This is a genomic window from Hymenobacter sp. DG25A (assembly GCF_001280305.1).
Taxonomy (GTDB): Bacteria; Bacteroidota; Bacteroidia; order Cytophagales; family Hymenobacteraceae; genus Hymenobacter.
This window is the reverse complement of record NZ_CP012623.1, coordinates 3,258,013-3,276,812: the sequence shown is the minus strand read 5'-3', so window position 1 is coordinate 3,276,812 and position 18,800 is coordinate 3,258,013. Positions and strand designations below refer to the sequence as shown.

Here is an 18,800-nt window from a genome sequence, read left to right as displayed (position 1 = left end):
TCTTCTGCCTTCTATGCACTTACTCACCCTCGACATTGGTAACACAGCGGCAAAGCTGGGCTATTTTGTGGAGGGTGAGTTGGTGCAACAGGAGGCCGGGCTGCTCCCGGAACAGGTAGTGGAAATGGTTTCCCGCCTGCGTCCGGATCATGCTATTATTGCCACGGTTTCGGCTCGCCCGGTAGAGGAGTGGGTGAAGGAACTGAAGCCCTACGTTCGTGGAACGGTGCTGCCTTTTGCTCCCGCCGCTACTCCCATCCCTCTCCAAAATGCTTACGCCACGCCCCACACGCTGGGGGCTGACCGTTTAGCCGCGGCCGTGGGAGCCGCCACCCTTTTCCCCCGGCAGGACGCGCTTATTCTCGATGCGGGAACAGCGCTGAAAGCGGATTGGGTGGAAGGCGGCCACACGTTTCGGGGGGGGAGTATTGCGCCGGGGCTGCAGCTGCGGTTTCAGGCCCTGCATACTTTCACGGGACGGCTGCCGTTGGTAACGGCACCCTCGCTGGCAGAAGCGGTGCCGCTTACCGGCACCGATACGCAGTCGGCCATTCGCAGTGGCGTGGTGAATGGCATGGTGGCCGAAATAAATGGAATACTGGCCGCGTACCGGCATCAAAGCCCGCATCTGGCGGCCGTTCTGACCGGTGGCGACGGGCCTTTCTTTGAACCGCGGCTGAAAGGACGCATCTTTGCAATTCCCGAGTTGGTTCTGCTCGGGCTTCACCGAATTCTGGTGCATAATGTCAAGTAAGAAATTCGCCGGCTTCGTTGGCTTGGTAGTACTCAGTGCGCTGGCCGCTCCACGCAGCCAGGGACAAGGTCTCGGTAACTCTCCCTATTCCCGTTTGGGGCTGGGCGATGAAGTGCCCAATACCGGCGGCATTCGTCAGCAGGGCATGGGAGGCGCCGGCCTGGCTGCTCCTAATGGGTCCCACGTGAACGACCAGAACCCCGCTATGCTGTTCTATACCACGCGCACCACCTTTGAGCTGGGTCTGAATGGTCAGTACAAAACGGTGAAGAACAACGTGGCCTCGCAGAAAGACGGGAGTGCAACGCTGGGCTATATGGTATTGGCCGTGCCGCTGTCTAGCCGGTGGGCGGCTTCACTGGGTCTTCGGCCGTATAGCGTAGTTGACTTCGAGGCAAAAACCATTGATAAGGTTGAGGGAGACCCTAATGCCCGCTCGCTGAAGCAGTATGAGGGCACGGGCAGCCTGAGCCAGGCCTACATTGCGCAGGGCGTGAAAGTGGCAAAGGGCCTTACGGTAGGAGTTACGGCATCCTATATCTTCGGGGCCATTGACCAGAAAACCAAAGCCACCCTGCTTACGGATACCTCGTCTATCAGCGCGTCTACCACTACTGCCGTGGTAGGGGAGCACACGTATTATTCGGACTTCAACTTCCGGGTAGGCTCTCATTATCGGACGGCGCTCAACAGCAACCTGAATCTGAATGTGGGTGGTACCTACACCTTCGGCTCTAAGCTGGATGGTACTAACTCAGTGGTGCTGGACCGCGAGCGGATAGATGGCACCCTGTTGGAGCGGACGCCGGTGCAGAATGATCAGACGGGGGCGGCTACGCTTCCCTCTACCATTCAGGGCGGAATCTCCTTCGATAATAACAAGAACTGGACCGTGGCGGCTGATGCCAGCCAGACCAAGTGGTCGGACTACCGTGGCTTCCGGGGTACTAATACTACCCCCCTGGATAATACCTTCCGGGTAGCGGCCGGTGGCGAGCTGACTCCTGATCCAACATCCGTCGACAGCTACTTTAAGCGGGTAACCTACCGGGTGGGCCTGAGCGTGGCCTCCATGCCATACCGGCCAGCCGGGCAAACCCTCTACGACCGGTCCGTCAGCTGGGGCTTTACCCTGCCGGTGCCTTCGGCCACGGCCCTGGACGCTGCGGCTGTAAATCTCTCCTTCACCTACGGCATGCGCGGCAATACCGACGTAAGCACGGCTTTCCCCAAAGGCAACATTCAGGAAGACTATGTGCGCGCTCAGCTGGGCTTTACGCTCAATAACCGTTGGTTTATCAAGCGCCGCGTAGAATAACCGGCCACTCTATTCTGACAGCATGAGCAGCCACGGCAGGCATTGGCTTTGGAGTGGGTTGCTGCTGGCAGCGCTGGGCACCGCCTGCGAGTCAAAATCGACGGTTAGTGTGAAGCCGGTGGTTTATAAGGGACCGTTGCTGGAAAGCCAGCACGTCACCATCCTGTTCAGCGACTCTGCCAAGCTGCAGATTAAGCTCACGGCCCCCGTGCAACAGCAGTTCGAAAACGGCGACCAGGTATTCCCCAAGGGCATGCAGGTCGTGTTTTTTGGGAAGGATAAGCAGGTAGTGAACACGCTCAGTGGTAACTATGGCAAGTTCGACCGCAACAGCAACCTGTATATCGTGCGCGGCAATGTGCGGGTGAACAACGCCGAGAAGCATCAAAAGCTGAGCACCGAAGAGTTGTTCTATAACAAGCAGAAGGGAACGATTTACACCGACAAGTTTGTGCGGGTAGAAACCCTGACTGAAATCCTCACCGGCACCGGCCTGACCGCTAATCAGGAGTTTTCGCGCTATAAAATCCTGAAGCCCGCCGGTATTTTCACTGTAGAGCCCCCGGCGGCTGAATAAACCATGGAATTCCGCTTCGATAAGTCCTTGTTCCGTACCGTGCTCTTTTCAGTAGCACTGGTGATGTTCGTTATTGCCACCTATCAAACCATCGAGCAGAACGATAAAGACGCCATAAAGGATAATTACGAGCTGTTTATGCTCTCCTTTGGCTGCCTGCTACTCTACCGCTTGCTAGGTATGAAGTCCAAGCCGGTGCCTCCTGCTACCCCGGAAACGCCCGCAAAAAAGGCCCGCAAAACTCCGGCGGCACGTCCGCGGGCTCGTAAATAACCCTCCCATAGCAACCGCTACACGCTGCGGCACCCGCACTTTGTCTGGGGGCCTGAGTATTAGCTTTGAATGTCCGGGGGATTCTGGTTATTTTGCGCCTCATTCTACTTTTCTTACCGCGCTTTTTTCAACTAAATGGCATTAATTAAAACGATTCGGGAAAAATCGGGCTGGGCAGTCGGCACCGTTGCCATCGGGATGCTGCTCTTTATTGTCGGTGGCGACCTTATTGGGGGCAAAAACCGTCTTTTCAACCGTAATGAAAACGTCGTAGGCGAAATTGCGGGCGAGAAAGTGGAATATGATGAGTACCAGCGCGTACTGGAGGACACCAAACAGGCCTTTATTGCCCAGAACCAGCGGCAGCCCGACGAAAACACGATGGGCTACCTGCGGGAGCAGGCCTGGAACAAGATTCTCTACCGTCTGGCCTTCCAGAAGGAGTTCGACGCCCTTGGCCTGAAGGTTTCAGACGAAGAGCTGACCGACATGGTGCAGGGCAAGAACATTCACCCCAGCATCAAGCAGGCTTTCACCGATCCTAAGACCGGCCAGTTTGACCGCAACCGGGTGCTGAGCTACCTGCGCAACCTGGACAAGCTGCCCCCCCAGGCGCAGGATGCCTGGTATAACTTCGAAGCCAACCTGGGACCTGAGCGCCTGGGCAACAAATACAACAACCTCATTAAGCTCTCTACCTACGTCACGTCGGCGGAGGCCAAGCGCTTTGCCGAGGACAACAACGCCCGCGCCAGCATCAGCTACCTGCTGGTACCCTACTTCTCCATCTCCGACTCGGCCGTGAAAGTGACCGATGACCAGCTGCAGGCGTACCTGGACAAGCACAAGAGCCAGTACAAATCGGAAGAAAGCCGCTCCATTGAGTACGTGACCATTCCGGTTTCGGCTTCTACGGAAGACAGCACTTCCATTAAAACCACCATCGACCAGCTGGCCCAGCAGTTTGCTACTGCCCCCAACGACTCGCTGTTCGTGAAGCTGAATACCGACCCCGAGTACCCTTACAACGGTGCTTACCTGTCGCCGGCTGATCTGCCCGAGAAGCTGCGTCAGAACCTGCCGCTCACGCCCGGTAAAGTGTATGGCCCTTACGCGGAGAACGGCACGTACAGCCTGTTCAAAGTAACCGGCACGAAAGCCGGTGCACAGCCTGCCGCCCGCGCCAGCCACATCCTCATCAAGCCCGCTGACGCTACTCCGGCTGCTAAAGCGGCTGCGCTGGCCAAAGCCAAGGAAATACTCGCTAAAATCAAAGGCGGGGCTGATTTCGCGGCCATGGCTCGTCAGTACGGTACAGACGGTACCACCGCTACCGGCGGCGACCTGGGCTGGTTCACGAAGGGTCGTATGGTGCCCGAGTTCGAAAACGCCGTATTCGCGGCTTCTTCGGCGGGCTTGCTGCCCAACCCTGTAGAAACCTCCTTCGGCTACCACATCATTAAAGTAACGGCTCCTAAAACCACGCAAACCTATCAGGTGGCGGCCGTGCAAAAAACCATTACGCCTTCCGATGCTACCCGCGAAGCAGCGTATGCCCGCGCCCAAGAGCTGAAAGGCAAAGCCACGGACCTGGAATCTTTCCGCGCGGCCGTAGCCGCCGACAAGACCCTGCAGAAGCAGGAAGCCAAAGGCCTCGACAAAGGTGCCCAAGCGGTGAACAACCTGCAGGGCGCCCGCGAACTGGTGCGCTGGGCTTATTACAACGACGGCAAGCAAACCGAAATCGGGGACGTGTCTGACGTTTTCGAAATCGGTGACCAGTACGTAGTAGCAGTACTCACCGGCACCCGTGAAAAAGGCACCGTTGACCTGGCCAGCGTAAAGCCCGAGCTGACGGCTCTGGTGCGCAACGAGGAGAAAGCAAAGCAGATCATCGCTAAGCTGCAGGGTAAATCCGGTTCGCTGGAGCAGATTGCGGCCGCGTATGGCTCCGGTGCTCAGGTAAACAAAGCCGATAACATTGCCATGGGCGCCGGCATGATTCCCGGCATCGGTAATGAGCCCGTAGCCGTTGGCACGGCCTTCGGTCTGAACCCCGGTCAGAAGTCGGCTCCCATTCAGGGTGAGCAGGGCGTGCTGATTGTGCAGCTCAACAAAATGGACCGCGCCAATACCCCCGCCGATATCAACGCCATTAAGCGTCAGCTGTTGGTGCAGCGTACCTCGCGGATGGATGGTGCCATCTACGAAGCCATCAAAAACAAAGCGGATATCAAAGACAACCGCCCGCGCTTCTTCTAAGCCGCGCCGCGTTGCTTTCCCGAGCAAAAGGGCCGTACCTTGAGGTGCGGCCCTTTTTTGTGTCCGTATTAGCCGGTAGTTTATGCTCCTTATGCAATGAAAATTGCCTGACGGTGGTTTGTGCTTTGTGGCAGCCGGTTCGGCTCCTTTTCGTCTTTGCTATATGCGTAACAGGTTTATCCATAGCGGCTGGCGCCGGATGCTGGCGTTGGCAGTGGTTTGCGGGGGGCTGGCTACGGCGCCGGCGCTGGCCCAGGAGGTAGTAGGGGAGGCCGCTTTGGCGCGCGAATACGTGCGCAAGGGCGACTTTGCCAAGGCCGAGGTGCTGTTCAGTCAGCTGTCCGCTGATGCGCAGGTATCTCCCAATATTCTTCCCGAATACCTGCGCACCCTGCAGGAGCTGAAGCAGTTTAAGGAAGCCGAGAAACTGGCCAAAAAAGCCCAGCGAAAGCGCCCCAACGACCCCTTGGTAGGCCTGATGCTCGGGCGGGTGTATGAAACCAGCGGCAACACCGCGGAAGCCACCAAACAGTACGAGCGGGTAATAGCGTCGCTTAAGCCCGAGCAGGTATTGGCCGTGGCCTACAATTTTCAGGAGCGCAACCAGCTGGAGTGGGCCGAGAAAACATACCTGCGCGGCCGGGAGTTGGCCCAGAACGATACCGAGTATGCGCCCCAGCTGATTCAGCTGTATACCCGGCTGCCGCGCACCGAGCAGATGCTGGCCGAAACCCTGCACCTGCTGCAGCAGAATGAGCGCCAGCTGCCCTTTGTGCGCAACATGCTGCAGAACAGCCTGCGCGAGGAAAAGGACTTCGATGCCCTGCAGAAGATCCTGCTGACCAACGTGCAGCAGCACCCCGAGCAAAGCGTGTACAGCGAGCTGCTGCTCTGGCTGTTCGTGCAGCGCAAAGACTTTACCGGCGCGCTGGTGCAGGCCCGCGCCCTCGACCGGCTGGCCCGCAGCGAAGGCAGCCGCGTGATGGACCTGGCCGATATTGCCCAGCAAAACAAAGATTACGAAACGGCCATTGAGGGCTACCAGTACATCATTCGCGAGTACCGCAACGGCCCGCTCTACACGGCGGCCCGCCAGCGCCTGCTGCAGGCCCGCGAAGACCAGGTGCGCAATACGTTTCCCGTTGATGTCACCAAAATCAAAGCCTTGCTCACGGAGTACCAGCAGCTACTGACGGAGCTGGGCCCCGGCTCGCCCGATAGGGGCGAGGTGCTGCGCAATATGGCCGAGCTGTATGCTTTTCAGCTCGATGATAAAGCCAAAGCCGCGGCCCTGCTGGAAGAAGCCATTGCCTCGCCCCGCGCCACCGCCGAAACCATTGACCAGGCCAAAATAACCCTGGCCGATTTGTACCTGCTGCGCGGCGAGCCCTGGGAAGCCACCCTGTTGTATTCTCAGGTAGAGAAGTCACACAAAGACTCCCCGCTGGGCTACGATGCCAAGCTGCGCAACGCCCGCCTGAGCTATTTCGCCGGCGACTTTAAGCTGGCCCAGAGCCACCTGGATATTCTGAAGGAAGCCACCAGCCGCGAAATTGCCAACGATGCCATGCAGCTCAGCCTGCTCATCTCCGATAATACCGCCATGGATACCGCCGGGGTAGCCCTGCGCGAATACGCCGCCACCGAGCTGCTGGTGTTCCAGAATAAAATACCCGAAGCCCTGCGCAGCCTGGATGCGCTGGTGCAGAAGTACCCCGGCCACGCCCTCACCGATGAAGCCTGGTACCTGAAAGCCCAGCTGCAGCGCCGCACCGGCGACTACGCCGGGGCCATCACAACCCTCACGCGCATCACCGCCAACCCCAAGTACGACGTGCTCAGCGACGACGCGCTGTTTCTGGCGGCCACCATTCAGGAAGAGAACCTGAACGACAAGGAGAAAGCCCAGGAGCTGTATAACCAAGTGTTGGCCAAATACCCGGGCAGCATTTACACCGCCGAGGCCCGCAAGCGCTTCCGCAAGCTGCGCGGCGACAGTTTGTAGGCCCTTCGCTTAGCGGAAGAACAGGAACATCAGCGCCAGAGACAGCAGGAAGCCCAGGTACATCAGCCCATCGGAGAGAATGTATTGGCGATACTTTTGGTAAAAAGTGCGCAGTCTTTTCATGTGGCTGAAAGCAAGGCAGAAGGAGCGCAAAAATACGCAATAATGAGCCGTTAGCTAGGTTAGGCGTGGCGGCGGGCTGCGGTTTTCTTCTTACTTTTGAAGATAGCGCGCCCGTTGGGCAGCATCTCCCCAGTTATGCAAAAACGATGGATCCGGAAGCCTGCGCCCGACCCTGAAAAGGTCCGGCACCTGGCCGACGCCTTGCGCGTCAATCCTTCCATTGTGGCCCTGCTGTGCCAGCGCGACGTATGCACCTTTGAGGAAGCCCGCGCGTATTTCCGTCCCTCCCTGGAGGAGCTGCCAGACCCCTTGCTGATGCGCGACATGGACCGCGCCGTAACCCGCCTGCAGCACGCTCTGCACGCCGGGGAGAAAGTGCTGGTTTTCGGCGACTACGACGTGGACGGGACTACCTCCGTGGCCGTGGTGTATGCCTATTTGCACGCCTTTTTCGGGTCGGAGCGCATCGACTACTACATTCCGGACCGCTACAAAGAAGGCTACGGCATTTCGGACGCCGGCATCGACTTTGCCGCTGACAACGGCTACGCCCTGATTATTGCGCTGGACTGCGGCGTGAAGGCCGTGGATAAAATAGCCTACGCCAACACCAAGGGCGTCGACTTCATCATTTGCGACCACCACTTGCCCGGTGATGAGCTGCCGGCGGCCATAGCCGTGCTGGACCCCAAGCGCGCCGACTGCCCGTATCCGTTTAAGGAGCTTTCCGGCTGTGGCGTGGGCTTTAAGCTGATGCAGGCTTTCTGTCAGCATCTGGGCCAGGAGGAAGCTCCGCTGCACGAGCTGCTGGATTTATTGTCGGTGAGTATTGCGGCGGATATCGTGCCCATTACCGGCGAGAACCGCACACTGGCTTACCACGGCCTGCGCCTGCTCAACGACGCCGCGCACCCCCAGCGCCCGGGCCTCGATGCTCTGCGGGACCTGGCCGGGCTGCGGGAAAGCAAGCTCAACATCAGCAGCCTGGTCTTTGGCTTCTCGCCCCGCATTAACGCGGCCGGCCGCATGGGCGACGCCAAGCGCGCGGTTTCTATGCTGCTGGCCCAGAGCAAGGAAGACGCCTTTGAGAAGGCCAGCGTGGTAGACAAAACCAACCAGGACCGCCGCGGCTTCGATACGCGCATCACCAAGGAAGCTCTGGACATGATTGAGGCCGACGCCAGCATGCGCGACGCCCGCTCCACAGTGCTCTACAACGAAACCTGGCACAAGGGCGTCATCGGAATTGTGGCTTCCCGCTGCCTCGATAAATATTACCGGCCTACCATCATCCTCACCGAAAGCAACGGTAAAGCCACCGGCTCGGCCCGCTCCGTAATGGGGTTTGATGTGCACCAGGCCATTCTGGAATGCGCCGATTTGCTGGACCAGTTTGGCGGGCACATGTACGCGGCCGGCCTCACGCTGCCGGTAGAAAACGTGCCTGCTTTCCAGCGGCGCTTTGAGGAAGTCGTGTCGGCGCGCATTACGGATGAGCAGCTGATTCCGGCGGTGGAAATTGATGGTGAGCTGGACCTGAGCGACATCACCATGAGCTTCTACAAGCTGCTCTGCCAGATGGAGCCCTTCGGCCCCGGCAATGCCAATCCCACCTTTGTGTCGCACGGCGTACACGCCCAGCCTGACTCTGCGCGGATTGTGGGGACCTCGCATTTGAAAATTGTGCTCACGCAGGATGGCCACCACAGCGTGGATGCCATTGGCTTTGGCCTGGGCGACTTCCTGCCCCAGATCCAGCAGGGCCGCCCGTTCAGCGTGTGCTATACGGTGGAGCTGAACGAGTACCGCGGCGTAAAAACTCTGCAGCTGCGCCTGAAAGATTTGCGCTGGGAAGAATAGCCTCTTCCTGCCGGGCAACCCAACTATCGACTTCCTGTCTTTCCTGTTATATTTCTATGACTTCGGGCCGTGCAGCCACTTCAGCTGCGCTTGCTTACTGGTTTAGCTGCTATGAGAAAAGGATGCGTATTGCTGGCCCTCGGGCTTAGCCTGAGTGGGGTGGTAGAGGCCCAGCAAGCCCCGGCGGGCTACCAGATTGGGGTGAACCTGCAACAGGTAGAAAACGACCGGATAAAGATTGTGGTGAAAACTCCGCCTGTGCGCGAGGGCAAAGCCACCTACGTGATGCCCAGTGTGGTGCCCGGCTCCTACTCCAAGAAGGACTACGGCCGTTTTATCACGGGTTTTCAGGCCTATGATGCCAAAGGCCGTAAGCTGAAAAGCAGCCGCGACGGCAACAACGTCTACATCATCGACAAAGCCCGCACCCTAGACCGCATCGAGTACCTGGTAGATGACACCTGGGACTCGAAAGACAATAGCAACTTCATTTTCCAGCCCGGCGGCACCAACATTGATGCCGGCCGCAACTTCGTGCTCAACCATTACGGCCTGTATGGCTATCTGGAAGGCTACAAAATGCTGCCCTATCAGGTAACCATAGAAAAGCCCGCCGAGCTGTACGGCGCCACCTCCCTTACCCGGCAGCCCGCCTCGCCCACCCAGGATGTATTTACGGCCAGCAGCTACGTGAGCCTGGCCGATGCGCCCATTATGTACAGCCGCCCCGATACGGCCAGTTTCATGACCGGGGGCGCCCGCATTTCAGTATCCGTCTTCTCTGAAACGGGCCTGGTAAAAGCCGCGGAAGTACGGCAGGCCATGCAGCCCATGGCTGAGGCTCTGGCCAAATTCTTTGGCCGCATGCCCGTACCTGCTTACCACTTTATCATGTACTTCCCGGCGTTTTCCTCGCCGGTCGTGAATAAGCAGGGTGGGTTTGGGGCCATGGAGCACTCGTACTCTTCGGTGTATTTCCTGCCCGAAATTGCCGATGCCGAGCGCACCCGCTCCATGATCCGGGAAGTTGCCTCCCACGAGTTTCTGCACATTCTGACCCCGCTGAACATGCACAGCCGGGAGATAGGGGAGTTCGATTTCCGCAACCCCCAAATGTCGCAGCATTTGTGGCTGTACGAGGGCGTAACGGAGTACTTCGCGCACCTGGTGCAGCTGCAGGGCGGCCTCACGCAGGAAGAGGATTTTCGCAAGGAAATGAAGAGCAAGATTGAGCAGGCCCAGAAGTACGGCGACGTTTCGTTTACCGTAATGAGCCGCCAGATTCTGGAAAACACCTACAAAGACATGTATGAGAACGTCTACAAGAAAGGCACGCTCATTGGTTTTCTGCTCGATATCCGCATTCAGGAGCTCACCCAGGGCCGCCTCACGCTGCGCGACGTGCTGCTGCAGCTGGCAAAGAAGTACGGCCCCGAGCGCCCCTTTGAAGACGACCAGCTGATTGGCGAAATAGTGGCCCTCACGCACCCCGACGTACGCCAGTTCTTCACCGATTACGTGCAGGGCAGCCAGCCCCTGCCGCTCAGCGAGTACTTCGAAAAAATAGGCTGGCGCTACGCCCCCAAAGCCCGCGTGCTGGTAAAGGCCTTCGGCGAGCTGGGCTTTAAGTATGACCAGGACAAGCAGGAGTTTATTGTGGCCCAGACCCGCGCCGAGCGCAACGGCTTCGGTCTGCAGAACGACGACGTGATTCTGCAGGTGAATGGCACGCCCCTTTCCATGGAGAATGCCGAGAAGCTCCTCCGGCCGTTGGTGGAGCCTGCCACCGACGGCAAAGTGCGCATTACCTACCGCCGCGGCAGTACGCAGCAACAGGTAGAAGCTGCCCCGCAGGAGCTGGAAGCCGAGATGAAGAACCTCGTAGAGCCCCTATCCACCCCAACGCCGGCGCAGCGGGCCCTGCACGACCAGGTACTGCGCCCCCGCGCCTAGCTGCCGGGGCGGGATATAAAGGCAGCTAGGCCAGCGCGCCGCCTATTTGCCCAGACTCAGGGGTAGCAGGTAGCCCACCTGCAGCATAAAGGCGTCGTTGAAGGCCTTGGGCTCGTTGTCGATATCTTTGGTGTCAATCAGGGAGTTAAAGCCGCGGTTGTAGCGCAGGCCAATGCTGAGGCCGCTTTCGGTTTGGTAGCCCAGGCCGGCCACCGCGCCCAGGTCGGCACTGGCCAGGTCCGATTTACTGTCGCCGGTATTCTTCTCCACCCGGTCTTTCTGGCCGTTGGTATACTTGGTCGTGATTTCTGTATCGGAGCTGGAGCGGGCCAGGTAACCAAACTGGGGCCCCAACTCAAAGAACAGGCCGCCGGTGTTGATCTTGCCCAGCACCAGCACGTCAATATAAGTCAGCACCCGGGTTTGCTCGAAGGAGTATTTGTCTACGCCCTCGGCGAGGCCCGATTTCTGCTCCGTTTCCAGCTGATAGCCGCGGCGGTTGAGCAGCACTTCGGGCTGCACGGAGAAGAACCCATCGCTCGAAACCGGAATCTGAAGGAACAATCCCGCGTTAAAGCCCAGCTTGCGTTGGTCCTGGCTGGTATTGTAGTTGGGGCCGGCTATCTGCTCCACGTCATTGCCGGCCAGCTTCGCGTAAGTGGCCCCGGCTTTCACGCCCAGGCGCATACCTGCCGGATCTTGGGCCTGCGCCGTGGCCGCGCCCAGCACAAGCAGAAAGGTTAAGATCTTTTTCATATACCGTTTATAAAGGGGCTTGATACAGCAATAGAAATCCTGCGCTACGGGTGGGCAGAGAAAGCAGAAAAATCAGGCCGGGGCTATGAAAGCGTGCGGGTAGGTGTAAAAGGAAAGGCTGGTTTCTTTGTGGGTTTGCTGCTTCCGATACCCCGGCTAAAGCAGCGTAGAAACCGGGTATTGGCCGAATGATAGATTTTACATTGGAGTAGTTTTTATTCCGAAACACCCCGCCATGCAGGGTCTTTCGGCAACCCAGGTATCTATTATTATAATGTAAATGACTGCTAATTACTTAGTTAATATACGCTCCAGGCTGTCAGGGGGAATTGACCACTATCACGCGGGAGAATGATAAAAATCAATATTAGGCTGACCCGGGAAAGGGCTGATAACCCCGACGGGCGGATCTACGTCCTGCTTTCACCCGCGGGCTGCTACGGCTACCCGTTCGGCTTTGCTACCTTTGCCATCCATGATTCTGAAAGCTGAACACCTGATCAAGAAATACAAGTCGCGCACGGTTGTTAACGACATGAGCGTGACGGTGGGCCAGGGCGAAATCGTCGGGCTGCTGGGGCCCAACGGCGCCGGTAAAACCACCTGCTTTTACATGATTGTGGGCATGGTGAAGCCCAACGAAGGCCACATCTACCTCGACGACGAAGAAATTACCAATCTGCCCATGTTTCAGCGGGCACGGCGGGGCGTAGGCTACCTGGCCCAGGAAGCCTCCGTGTTCCGCGACCTGACCGTGGAGGAAAATATCCTCTCCGTGCTGGAAATGACCAAGCTTTCCCGCCAGGAGCAGCTGGATAAAGTAGAAGAGCTGCTGCACGAGTTCAGCCTCACGCACGTGCGCAAAAACCTGGGCCGGGTGCTGAGCGGGGGCGAGCGGCGCCGCACGGAAATTGCCCGGGCCCTGGCCGTAAACCCCAAATTTGTACTGCTGGATGAGCCCTTTGCCGGCGTAGACCCCATTGCCGTGGAAGAAATCCAGGGCATTGTGGCCAAGCTCAAACACAAGAACATCGGCATCCTCATCACCGACCACAACGTGAATGAAACACTTAGCATCGTGGACCGGGCGTACCTGCTGTTTGAGGGCAAGCTGCTGAAGGCCGGCACCGCTGAGGAGTTGGCCGCCGATGAAACCGTGCGCCGCGTGTACTTGGGCAAGCACTTCGAATATAAGCGCAAAATTTAACCACCTGGGCTGCCACAGGAGCCAGAAGGTGGGAGTGGGGCGGAAAAGCGGCTGTTTCCAACCGAAACGGTAACTTTCAGGCCGTGATGTGGGTAAAACGGCCACCAAACGGGCGTTAGCGCCCTTCCTTTTATTCCTGATTCGGTGATTAGCAGTATTCTGACGTGGGCCATGCAGCGGCGCCTGACCAGCATCAACCATTTCCGGGACCACCCGCTGGAAGTGCAGGAGCAGGTATATGCCGGTTTGCTGCGGCAGGCCCAAGGCACGGAATGGGGCCGGCAATACGGCTACGCCGATGCGCCCTCGCGGCAGGAGTTTGCCCAGCGGGTGCCCGTAAGCAGCTACGAGCAGCTATACCCATACTTGGAGCGCATGCTGCACGGCGCCTCCGATGTATTGTGGCCTGGTGAGGTAGAGTGGTTCGCCAAATCCAGCGGGACTACCAATGCCCGCAGCAAGTACATTCCCGTGTCTCCGCAGTCTTTGCATGAATGCCACTACCGCGCCGGCCGCGACATGGTGGCCATGGCCACCAGCCTGTATCCGGAGGCCGATGTGCTGGCCGGCAAAACCCTTTCCCTGGGCGGAACGCACGCCAGCAACCCTTTCCGTCCGGGTACCGACTCGCGCGTGGGAGATGTCTCGGCGGTAGTGATGCAGAACCTGCCGGTGTGGGCCGAGTTCCTGCGTACCCCGCCGCTGGAGCTGGCCCTGCTGGATGAATGGGAGGAGAAGATAGAGCGCATTGCCCGCCACGTACAGCACGTAGACGTTACCACCCTGGCCGGCGTACCCACCTGGATGATTGTGCTGCTTCGCCGCGTAGTAGAGCTTTCCGGGGCCGCTGATATCAGCGAAGTATGGCCCAATCTTCGCCTGTTTCTGCACGGTGCGGTGGCCTTTGGCCCCTACCGGGAGCTTTTCCGCCAGCTTATCCCCGGCGGGCAGATGCGCTACCTGGAGATATACAATGCCTCGGAAGGCTACTTCGCATTTCAGGATCAGCCCGATTCCGAAGACATGCTGCTGCTCCTGGACCACGGTGTGTATTACGAGTTTCTGCCCCCGGATCAGTTTGAGGCCGAAAACCCGCAAACGGTTTTGCTGGAGGCAGTAGAGCTGGGCATAAGCTACGCACTTATCATCAGCACCAATGCCGGCCTGTGGCGCTATAAAATTGGGGATACCGTGCGCTTTACCTGCCTGGCTCCCTACCGCATCCGCATCACCGGCCGCACCAAGCATTTTATGAATGCGTTTGGAGAAGAGGTAGTTATAGAAAATGCTGAGGCCGCGCTGGCCGCTGCTTGTCAGGCTACGGGGGCGCTGGTGCGGGACTTTACGGCTGCGCCCATCTACTTTGAAAACGGCAGCAACACCTCCCGCGGGGGCCATCAGTGGCTGATAGAGTTTACCCAGCCGCCCACCAGTTCCGAGCAATTCGCCCAGGTGCTGGACCAGACGCTACGCAGTTTAAACTCCGATTATGACGCCAAGCGCCACCGCGACTTGGCCCTGATAGCCCCCGAAGTCACCGCTGTGCCAGCCCGCACGTTTGAGCAATGGCTGGCTAAAAAAGGCAAGCTCGGCGGGCAGCATAAAGTGCCGCGCCTAAGCAACTCACGCGAAGTCGTAGATGAGATTCTATTGCAACTAAAAGATTAGTTATAAATTAGGGGAGGTTATTGTTGTCTCTGACATCCCCTATGTTGTGTGCTTCTCACCATTCCCTCGGGTTTTTCGGCCGGCACTACGGCTGCATTTACGCTTTGTGCGTGGGCATAGGGCTGCTGGAAAGCTGTGCTTTACTTGCCGGCCATCAGCAGGTTACGCTTAAACCCGCCTCTAACCGCTTTGATATAAAAGGGGAAAGGCAGGGAAGGTGGCAGGAATATTTTGACGCGCATAATACTCAACCGGCTTCGCGGGGACGGTATCAGCATGGCCGGCCGGTAGGCCGCTGGCGCTATTATGGCCCCAACACGGGCTTAGAGCGCGTGGAGCGTTATCATTGGTTGCAGCCAGGTACCCTAACGCTCATCTATTTTCACCCAGGTGGTGATATTTCCAAGCGTGGGCGAGCCCGGATAGTATCTGAGCCCGATGGTATTCATTTTTATTGGACGGGCATCTGGCATATATATAGTCCGACGGGAGAGCTAATTCAGGAGGAAGAGTATGTTTTAGGCAAGCTCCGCAACCGGAAAGCAATAATAAAAATGGGAAAATGAACTAACACAGGCAAACCGCTATTATGCTAAAAACCGTAGGATCAGCTATATAAGAGTAATATAATTTATCTTAGATAATAATCTGGATAAGTATAATTCTTATAGAATAAGTTCTATATTAGTGACAAGGTTCCCCCCTAAATTCCGCCCTGTGTCCACTGTTGCATCCCACTCCCCAACTCGGTCATCTGGCCGGAGCCGGCGCTACTATTCCAGCCGGCAGAAAACCAAAAAGGCCCTCACCAATAAAATAGTCCTAGGTTTTCTGGGCTTTTTGCTGCTGGCTTTGCTGGTTAGCTTAATCGTTATTGCGGTAAAAGCCTCTATGTCAGCCGAGCACGAGCCAGGGCTCAGCGCGGCATTGCGGTCGGTTTCGGCCTTGGGAAGCCGGATGGGCTGAGGAAGAAGCTAGGTAACCAGTTGGTTACTATTCGTCCAGAATGCCTCCCACCAGCTTGCCCAGTACGCCGCCGCTTTCTTTACCGGCATTGGTGCCGTTGGGCATCAGGGCCTGAATGAGCTTCTTTACGGGCATAGATTGCAGCCATACGCGGCCAGTGCCGCGCAAGGTGGCCAGTAACAGCCCCTCGCCCCCGAAAATCATTGATTTCAGGCCCCCGGCCCGGGTTATGTCAAAGTCGATGCCGGGCTCAAAGGCTACCACGCAGCCGGTGTCTACGCGGAGAAGCTCGTTATTGAGATGCTTCTCGATAATGGTGCCGCCGGCATGAATAAAGGCTTTGCCGTCGCCGGTAAGCTTCTGTAGAATAAAGCCCTCACCGCCGAAGAAGCCAGCGCCCAGCCGCTTGTTGAAGTGAATGGCAATTTTAGTGCCCCGGGCGGCCGCCAGAAATCCATCTTTCTGCACAATCAGGCCCTGTGGCAGCAGGCGCAAATCAATAGGAAGGATGGTGCCCGGGTAAGGCGCCGAGAAGGCTACGCGGCTCTTGCCATAGCCGCCCCGGTGCGTGAAGTGCGTCATAAACAACGACTCGCCCGTAATCAGGCGCGAGCCCGCCGAAAACAGCTTGCCCATCAGGCCCTGGTCGGGCTCGGAGCCGTCGCCCATTTTGGTTTCAAAGGCAATGGCCTCTTCCATGTACACCATGGCGCCGGCTTCGGCAATGACGGTTTCCTGAGGATCCAGCTCGATTTCCAGTACCTGAATATCAGAGCCAAGAATACGGTAGTCAATGTCGTGCGCTTGCATAGCGGGGTTGTGAGGTTTCGGGCCCAAGTATAGCAAACTGCCGATAAATACAGCTTATCAGGCGAAGTATTATAAGACCAAAGCCCGGTCCTGCTGGCTGCAGAGTCGGGCTTTGGAGTATTTCATAGTATGGGATGAAGGACTATTCATCCTCCACCGTATCCATGGCGGTATCGGAAACGTCATCGGTTTTGCTGGCCTTTTTCTTGGCCTCCCGACTAGTGCGGCGCATAAAATCCTCTTCTGATTCCTCGGGTTCCTGCGCGGCGGAGTCCTCAACCGGGAATTCTTCTTCGTCTTTCTCGCCAAACTGCCCGTCGCGGTTCACCAGCTTTTTGTCGCGCACGTGGCGGTTCAGGAAGGTGTTGATTTCCTCAATAGAATAGTTGGAGGTGATTTCGCCCAGCGGATTTACCTTGATTTCGAATCCCTCCAGATCTTTATGCACTTTGGCCTTTTTCTCGGGGTCGACAGTTTTCTTCTTATTGACGGGTTTCTTAGCCATGATATCCTGCGTGATTCGTGAAGAGAAAAGCAGGTGCAGCCCTATAAGCACGAAGGCCGCTCCGCAGCAATGCTGTACGGAGCGGCCCCGGTGGCGGATGCCTTAATTCAGAAATGCTGCCTAAGCTGAAGCGTGAGCGGCTAGGTTGCTAATGGCCGTTTCCAGCCGCTGCGCGGTTTCTTCCGCGCCCAGAATGCTCATAATGGCCATTAGATCGGGGCCAGCGGCGGCGCCGGTTACGGCCACGCGCAGGGCCTGCAGTACCTGGCCTATTTTGATGCCCTGGCGCTCCAATACCTGCGTGAGCAGGGCCTTAATGCCATCAGCCGTCGTGTCGGCGGCTGCAGGTAGCTGCTGGGCAAACTCAGCGAGGGCGCCGGCTACCTGGGCATTCCATTTTTTGCTGATCACCTGCTCATCGTAGCTGGTGGGCCGGTGGAAGAAAAGCTGTGCCTCTTTGGCCAGATCAGCCGGGAAGGTGGCGCGCTCTTTCACCAGCGCCGCAATCTGCTCGGCTTTCGCGGCGGGCACGTCCACGCCCTGGGTTTTCAAGGCGTCCAGCAGGTACTGTGCCAGCTCACTGTCGGGTTTGGCGCGCAGGTATTGCTCGTTGTACCAGCGCACTTTGTTTTGGTCAAAGCGGGCGGGAGACTTGCTGACGCGCTCAATCGTGAACGTCTCAATCAGCTCGTCCATGGTAAACAGCTCCTGCTGCGTGCCGGGGTTCCAGCCCAGGAAGGCCAGGAAGTTGATGAAGGCTTCGGGCAGATAGCCCGATTCGCGGTAGCCGCTGCTCACGGTAGGCTCGCCGGTTTCAGCGTCTTTGCCGTGCCATTCCAGGGGGAATACCGGGAAGCCCAGCCGGTCGCCGTCGCGCTTGCTGAGCTTGCCGGTGCCGTCAGGCTTCAGCAGCAGGGGCAGGTGGGCAAACTGCGGCATGGTGCTTTCCCAGCCAAAATAGCGGTACAGCAGCACGTGCAGCGGCGCCGAGGGCAGCCACTCTTCACCTCGAATCACGTGGGTGATTTCCATCAAATGGTCATCCACGATATTGGCCAGATGGTACGTCGGCATGCCGTCGGACTTCATCAGCACCTTATCGTCCACGCTGGAGGAGTGGACTACCACCCAGCCGCGGATCAGGTCGTTGAAGCGGATTTCCTCCTTACGGGGTACTTTCAGGCGGATAACGTAGGGCGTGTTGTTGTCGAGCAGCTGTTTTACCTCATCCTCGGGCAGTGTGAGCGAGTTGCGCATCTGCGCCCGCGTAATGCTGTTGTACTGTGGGTTGGGCACCTTGGCGGCCGTGAGGCGGGCGCGCATGGCGTCCAGCTCCTCCGGCGTATCAAAAGCATAGTAGGCATGGCCGCTATCCAACAGCTGCTGGGCATACTGCAAGTACATGGGCTTCCGCTCGCTCTGCCGGTAGGGGGCATGCGGGCCGGGTGTTTCGGTCCAGGGGCTTTCGTCCAGCGTGATGCCGCACCACTCCAGGCTCTGCCGGATGTAGTCTTCGGCGCCGGGCACAAAGCGGTTCTGGTCGGTATCTTCAATGCGCAGCAGCATTTTGCCGCCCAGCTTGCGGGCCAGCAGGTAGTTGTAGAGCGCAGTGCGCACGCCGCCAATGTGCAGCGGTCCGGTGGGGCTGGGCGCGAAACGCACCCGTACTTCTCTTTCCATAATACAGTCGGTTCGCCGCGCTTTCGGGTGGGAAAACGCGGCGCAAAGGTAGGTAATTAGCCGGGGAGGCACTAGGCCTTCCG

At 57.9% G+C, this 18,800-nt stretch carries 14 protein-coding genes; 10 read left to right on the top strand and 4 right to left on the bottom strand.

Features of this window, described 5'->3' with window-relative positions; all coding sequences use genetic code 11:
* Window positions 1-13: 13 nt before the first annotated feature.
* From AM218_RS14040 to AM218_RS14005, 8 genes are all read left to right on the top strand, one after another.
* Window positions 14-754 carry a type III pantothenate kinase gene (locus tag AM218_RS14040; RefSeq protein ID WP_054414465.1) on the top strand — a complete coding sequence of 247 codons (741 nt, stop codon included), beginning with the start codon at window positions 14-16 and terminating at the stop codon, window positions 752-754.
* Window positions 744-2,072, top strand: coding sequence for a BamG family beta-barrel-assembly machinery protein (gene bamG, locus AM218_RS14035; RefSeq protein ID WP_054414464.1), 1,329 nt, complete (start codon window positions 744-746; stop codon window positions 2,070-2,072). Before AM218_RS14040 ends, bamG begins: the two co-directional genes overlap by 11 nt.
* A gap of 22 nt (window positions 2,073-2,094) precedes the next feature.
* Window positions 2,095-2,649 carry an LPS export ABC transporter periplasmic protein LptC gene (gene lptC, locus AM218_RS14030; protein ID WP_071843800.1) on the top strand — a complete coding sequence of 185 codons (555 nt, stop codon included), beginning with the start codon at window positions 2,095-2,097 and terminating at the stop codon, window positions 2,647-2,649.
* Between the two features lie 3 nt (window positions 2,650-2,652).
* Window positions 2,653-2,922 (top strand): hypothetical protein, encoded by a 270-nt coding sequence (locus AM218_RS14025; protein ID WP_054414463.1) that lies wholly within the window; start codon window positions 2,653-2,655, stop codon window positions 2,920-2,922.
* A gap of 135 nt (window positions 2,923-3,057) precedes the next feature.
* Window positions 3,058-5,184, top strand: coding sequence for a peptidylprolyl isomerase (locus AM218_RS14020; RefSeq protein ID WP_054414462.1), 2,127 nt, complete (start codon window positions 3,058-3,060; stop codon window positions 5,182-5,184).
* Between the two features lie 163 nt (window positions 5,185-5,347).
* Window positions 5,348-7,189 (top strand): tetratricopeptide repeat protein, encoded by a 1,842-nt coding sequence (locus AM218_RS14015; protein WP_231717496.1) that lies wholly within the window; start codon window positions 5,348-5,350, stop codon window positions 7,187-7,189.
* A 258-nt stretch (window positions 7,190-7,447) separates the two neighbouring features.
* Window positions 7,448-9,172, top strand: coding sequence for a single-stranded-DNA-specific exonuclease RecJ (gene recJ, locus AM218_RS14010; protein ID WP_054414460.1), 1,725 nt, complete (start codon window positions 7,448-7,450; stop codon window positions 9,170-9,172).
* 111 nt (window positions 9,173-9,283) lie between these two features.
* Window positions 9,284-11,125 carry a M61 family metallopeptidase gene (locus AM218_RS14005; RefSeq protein ID WP_082318247.1) on the top strand — a complete coding sequence of 614 codons (1,842 nt, stop codon included), beginning with the start codon at window positions 9,284-9,286 and terminating at the stop codon, window positions 11,123-11,125.
* Between the two features lie 42 nt (window positions 11,126-11,167).
* Here AM218_RS14005 and AM218_RS14000 read toward each other — a convergent pair whose 3' ends face one another.
* Entirely contained in the window at window positions 11,168-11,881 is a 714-nt protein-coding gene (locus AM218_RS14000; RefSeq protein WP_054414458.1) for a porin family protein, read from the bottom strand.
* A gap of 475 nt (window positions 11,882-12,356) precedes the next feature.
* On the opposite strand from AM218_RS14000, the gene lptB reads away from it, so the two are divergent.
* Both lptB and AM218_RS13990 read left to right on the top strand, forming a co-directional pair.
* Window positions 12,357-13,088, top strand: a complete 732-nt coding sequence (lptB, locus tag AM218_RS13995) for an LPS export ABC transporter ATP-binding protein (RefSeq protein WP_054414457.1) — start codon at window positions 12,357-12,359, stop codon at window positions 13,086-13,088.
* 171 nt (window positions 13,089-13,259) lie between these two features.
* Window positions 13,260-14,756 (top strand): GH3 auxin-responsive promoter family protein, encoded by a 1,497-nt coding sequence (locus AM218_RS13990; RefSeq protein ID WP_054414456.1) that lies wholly within the window; start codon window positions 13,260-13,262, stop codon window positions 14,754-14,756.
* Window positions 14,757-15,749: 993 nt separating this feature from the next.
* On the opposite strand, the gene AM218_RS13985 is transcribed toward AM218_RS13990, so the two are convergent.
* From AM218_RS13985 to gltX, 3 genes are all read right to left on the bottom strand, one after another.
* Window positions 15,750-16,532: a TIGR00266 family protein gene (locus AM218_RS13985; protein WP_054414455.1), complete on the bottom strand. Its 783-nt coding sequence runs from the start codon at window positions 16,530-16,532 to the stop codon at window positions 15,750-15,752.
* Window positions 16,533-16,674: 142 nt separating this feature from the next.
* On the bottom strand, window positions 16,675-17,037 hold the full coding sequence (locus AM218_RS16945; RefSeq protein ID WP_071843799.1) for a hypothetical protein: 363 nt from the start codon (window positions 17,035-17,037) through the stop codon (window positions 16,675-16,677).
* 120 nt (window positions 17,038-17,157) lie between these two features.
* A complete protein-coding gene (gene gltX / locus AM218_RS13975) occupies window positions 17,158-18,717 on the bottom strand; it encodes a glutamate--tRNA ligase (RefSeq protein ID WP_054414454.1) in 1,560 nt (519 codons plus the stop codon).
* Window positions 18,718-18,800 lie beyond the last annotated feature (83 nt).

What these genes read in the sequence shown, in the direction of transcription:
- AM218_RS14040 (WP_054414465.1), top strand. Translation starts at nt 14, where the DNA reads ATGCACTTACTCACCCTCGACATTGGTAACACAGCGGCAAAGCTGGGC.
- bamG (WP_054414464.1), top strand. Translation starts at nt 744, where the DNA reads ATGTCAAGTAAGAAATTCGCCGGCTTCGTTGGCTTGGTAGTACTCAGT.
- lptC (WP_071843800.1), top strand. Translation starts at nt 2,095, where the DNA reads ATGAGCAGCCACGGCAGGCATTGGCTTTGGAGTGGGTTGCTGCTGGCA.
- AM218_RS14025 (WP_054414463.1), top strand. Translation starts at nt 2,653, where the DNA reads ATGGAATTCCGCTTCGATAAGTCCTTGTTCCGTACCGTGCTCTTTTCA.
- AM218_RS14020 (WP_054414462.1), top strand. Translation starts at nt 3,058, where the DNA reads ATGGCATTAATTAAAACGATTCGGGAAAAATCGGGCTGGGCAGTCGGC.
- AM218_RS14015 (WP_231717496.1), top strand. Translation starts at nt 5,348, where the DNA reads ATGCGTAACAGGTTTATCCATAGCGGCTGGCGCCGGATGCTGGCGTTG.
- recJ (WP_054414460.1), top strand. Translation starts at nt 7,448, where the DNA reads ATGCAAAAACGATGGATCCGGAAGCCTGCGCCCGACCCTGAAAAGGTC.
- AM218_RS14005 (WP_082318247.1), top strand. Translation starts at nt 9,284, where the DNA reads ATGAGAAAAGGATGCGTATTGCTGGCCCTCGGGCTTAGCCTGAGTGGG.
- AM218_RS14000 (WP_054414458.1), bottom strand. Translation starts at nt 11,881, where the DNA reads ATGAAAAAGATCTTAACCTTTCTGCTTGTGCTGGGCGCGGCCACGGCG.
- lptB (WP_054414457.1), top strand. Translation starts at nt 12,357, where the DNA reads ATGATTCTGAAAGCTGAACACCTGATCAAGAAATACAAGTCGCGCACG.
- AM218_RS13990 (WP_054414456.1), top strand. Translation starts at nt 13,260, where the DNA reads ATGCAGCGGCGCCTGACCAGCATCAACCATTTCCGGGACCACCCGCTG.
- AM218_RS13985 (WP_054414455.1), bottom strand. Translation starts at nt 16,532, where the DNA reads ATGCAAGCGCACGACATTGACTACCGTATTCTTGGCTCTGATATTCAG.
- AM218_RS16945 (WP_071843799.1), bottom strand. Translation starts at nt 17,037, where the DNA reads ATGGCTAAGAAACCCGTCAATAAGAAGAAAACTGTCGACCCCGAGAAA.
- gltX (WP_054414454.1), bottom strand. Translation starts at nt 18,717, where the DNA reads ATGGAAAGAGAAGTACGGGTGCGTTTCGCGCCCAGCCCCACCGGACCG.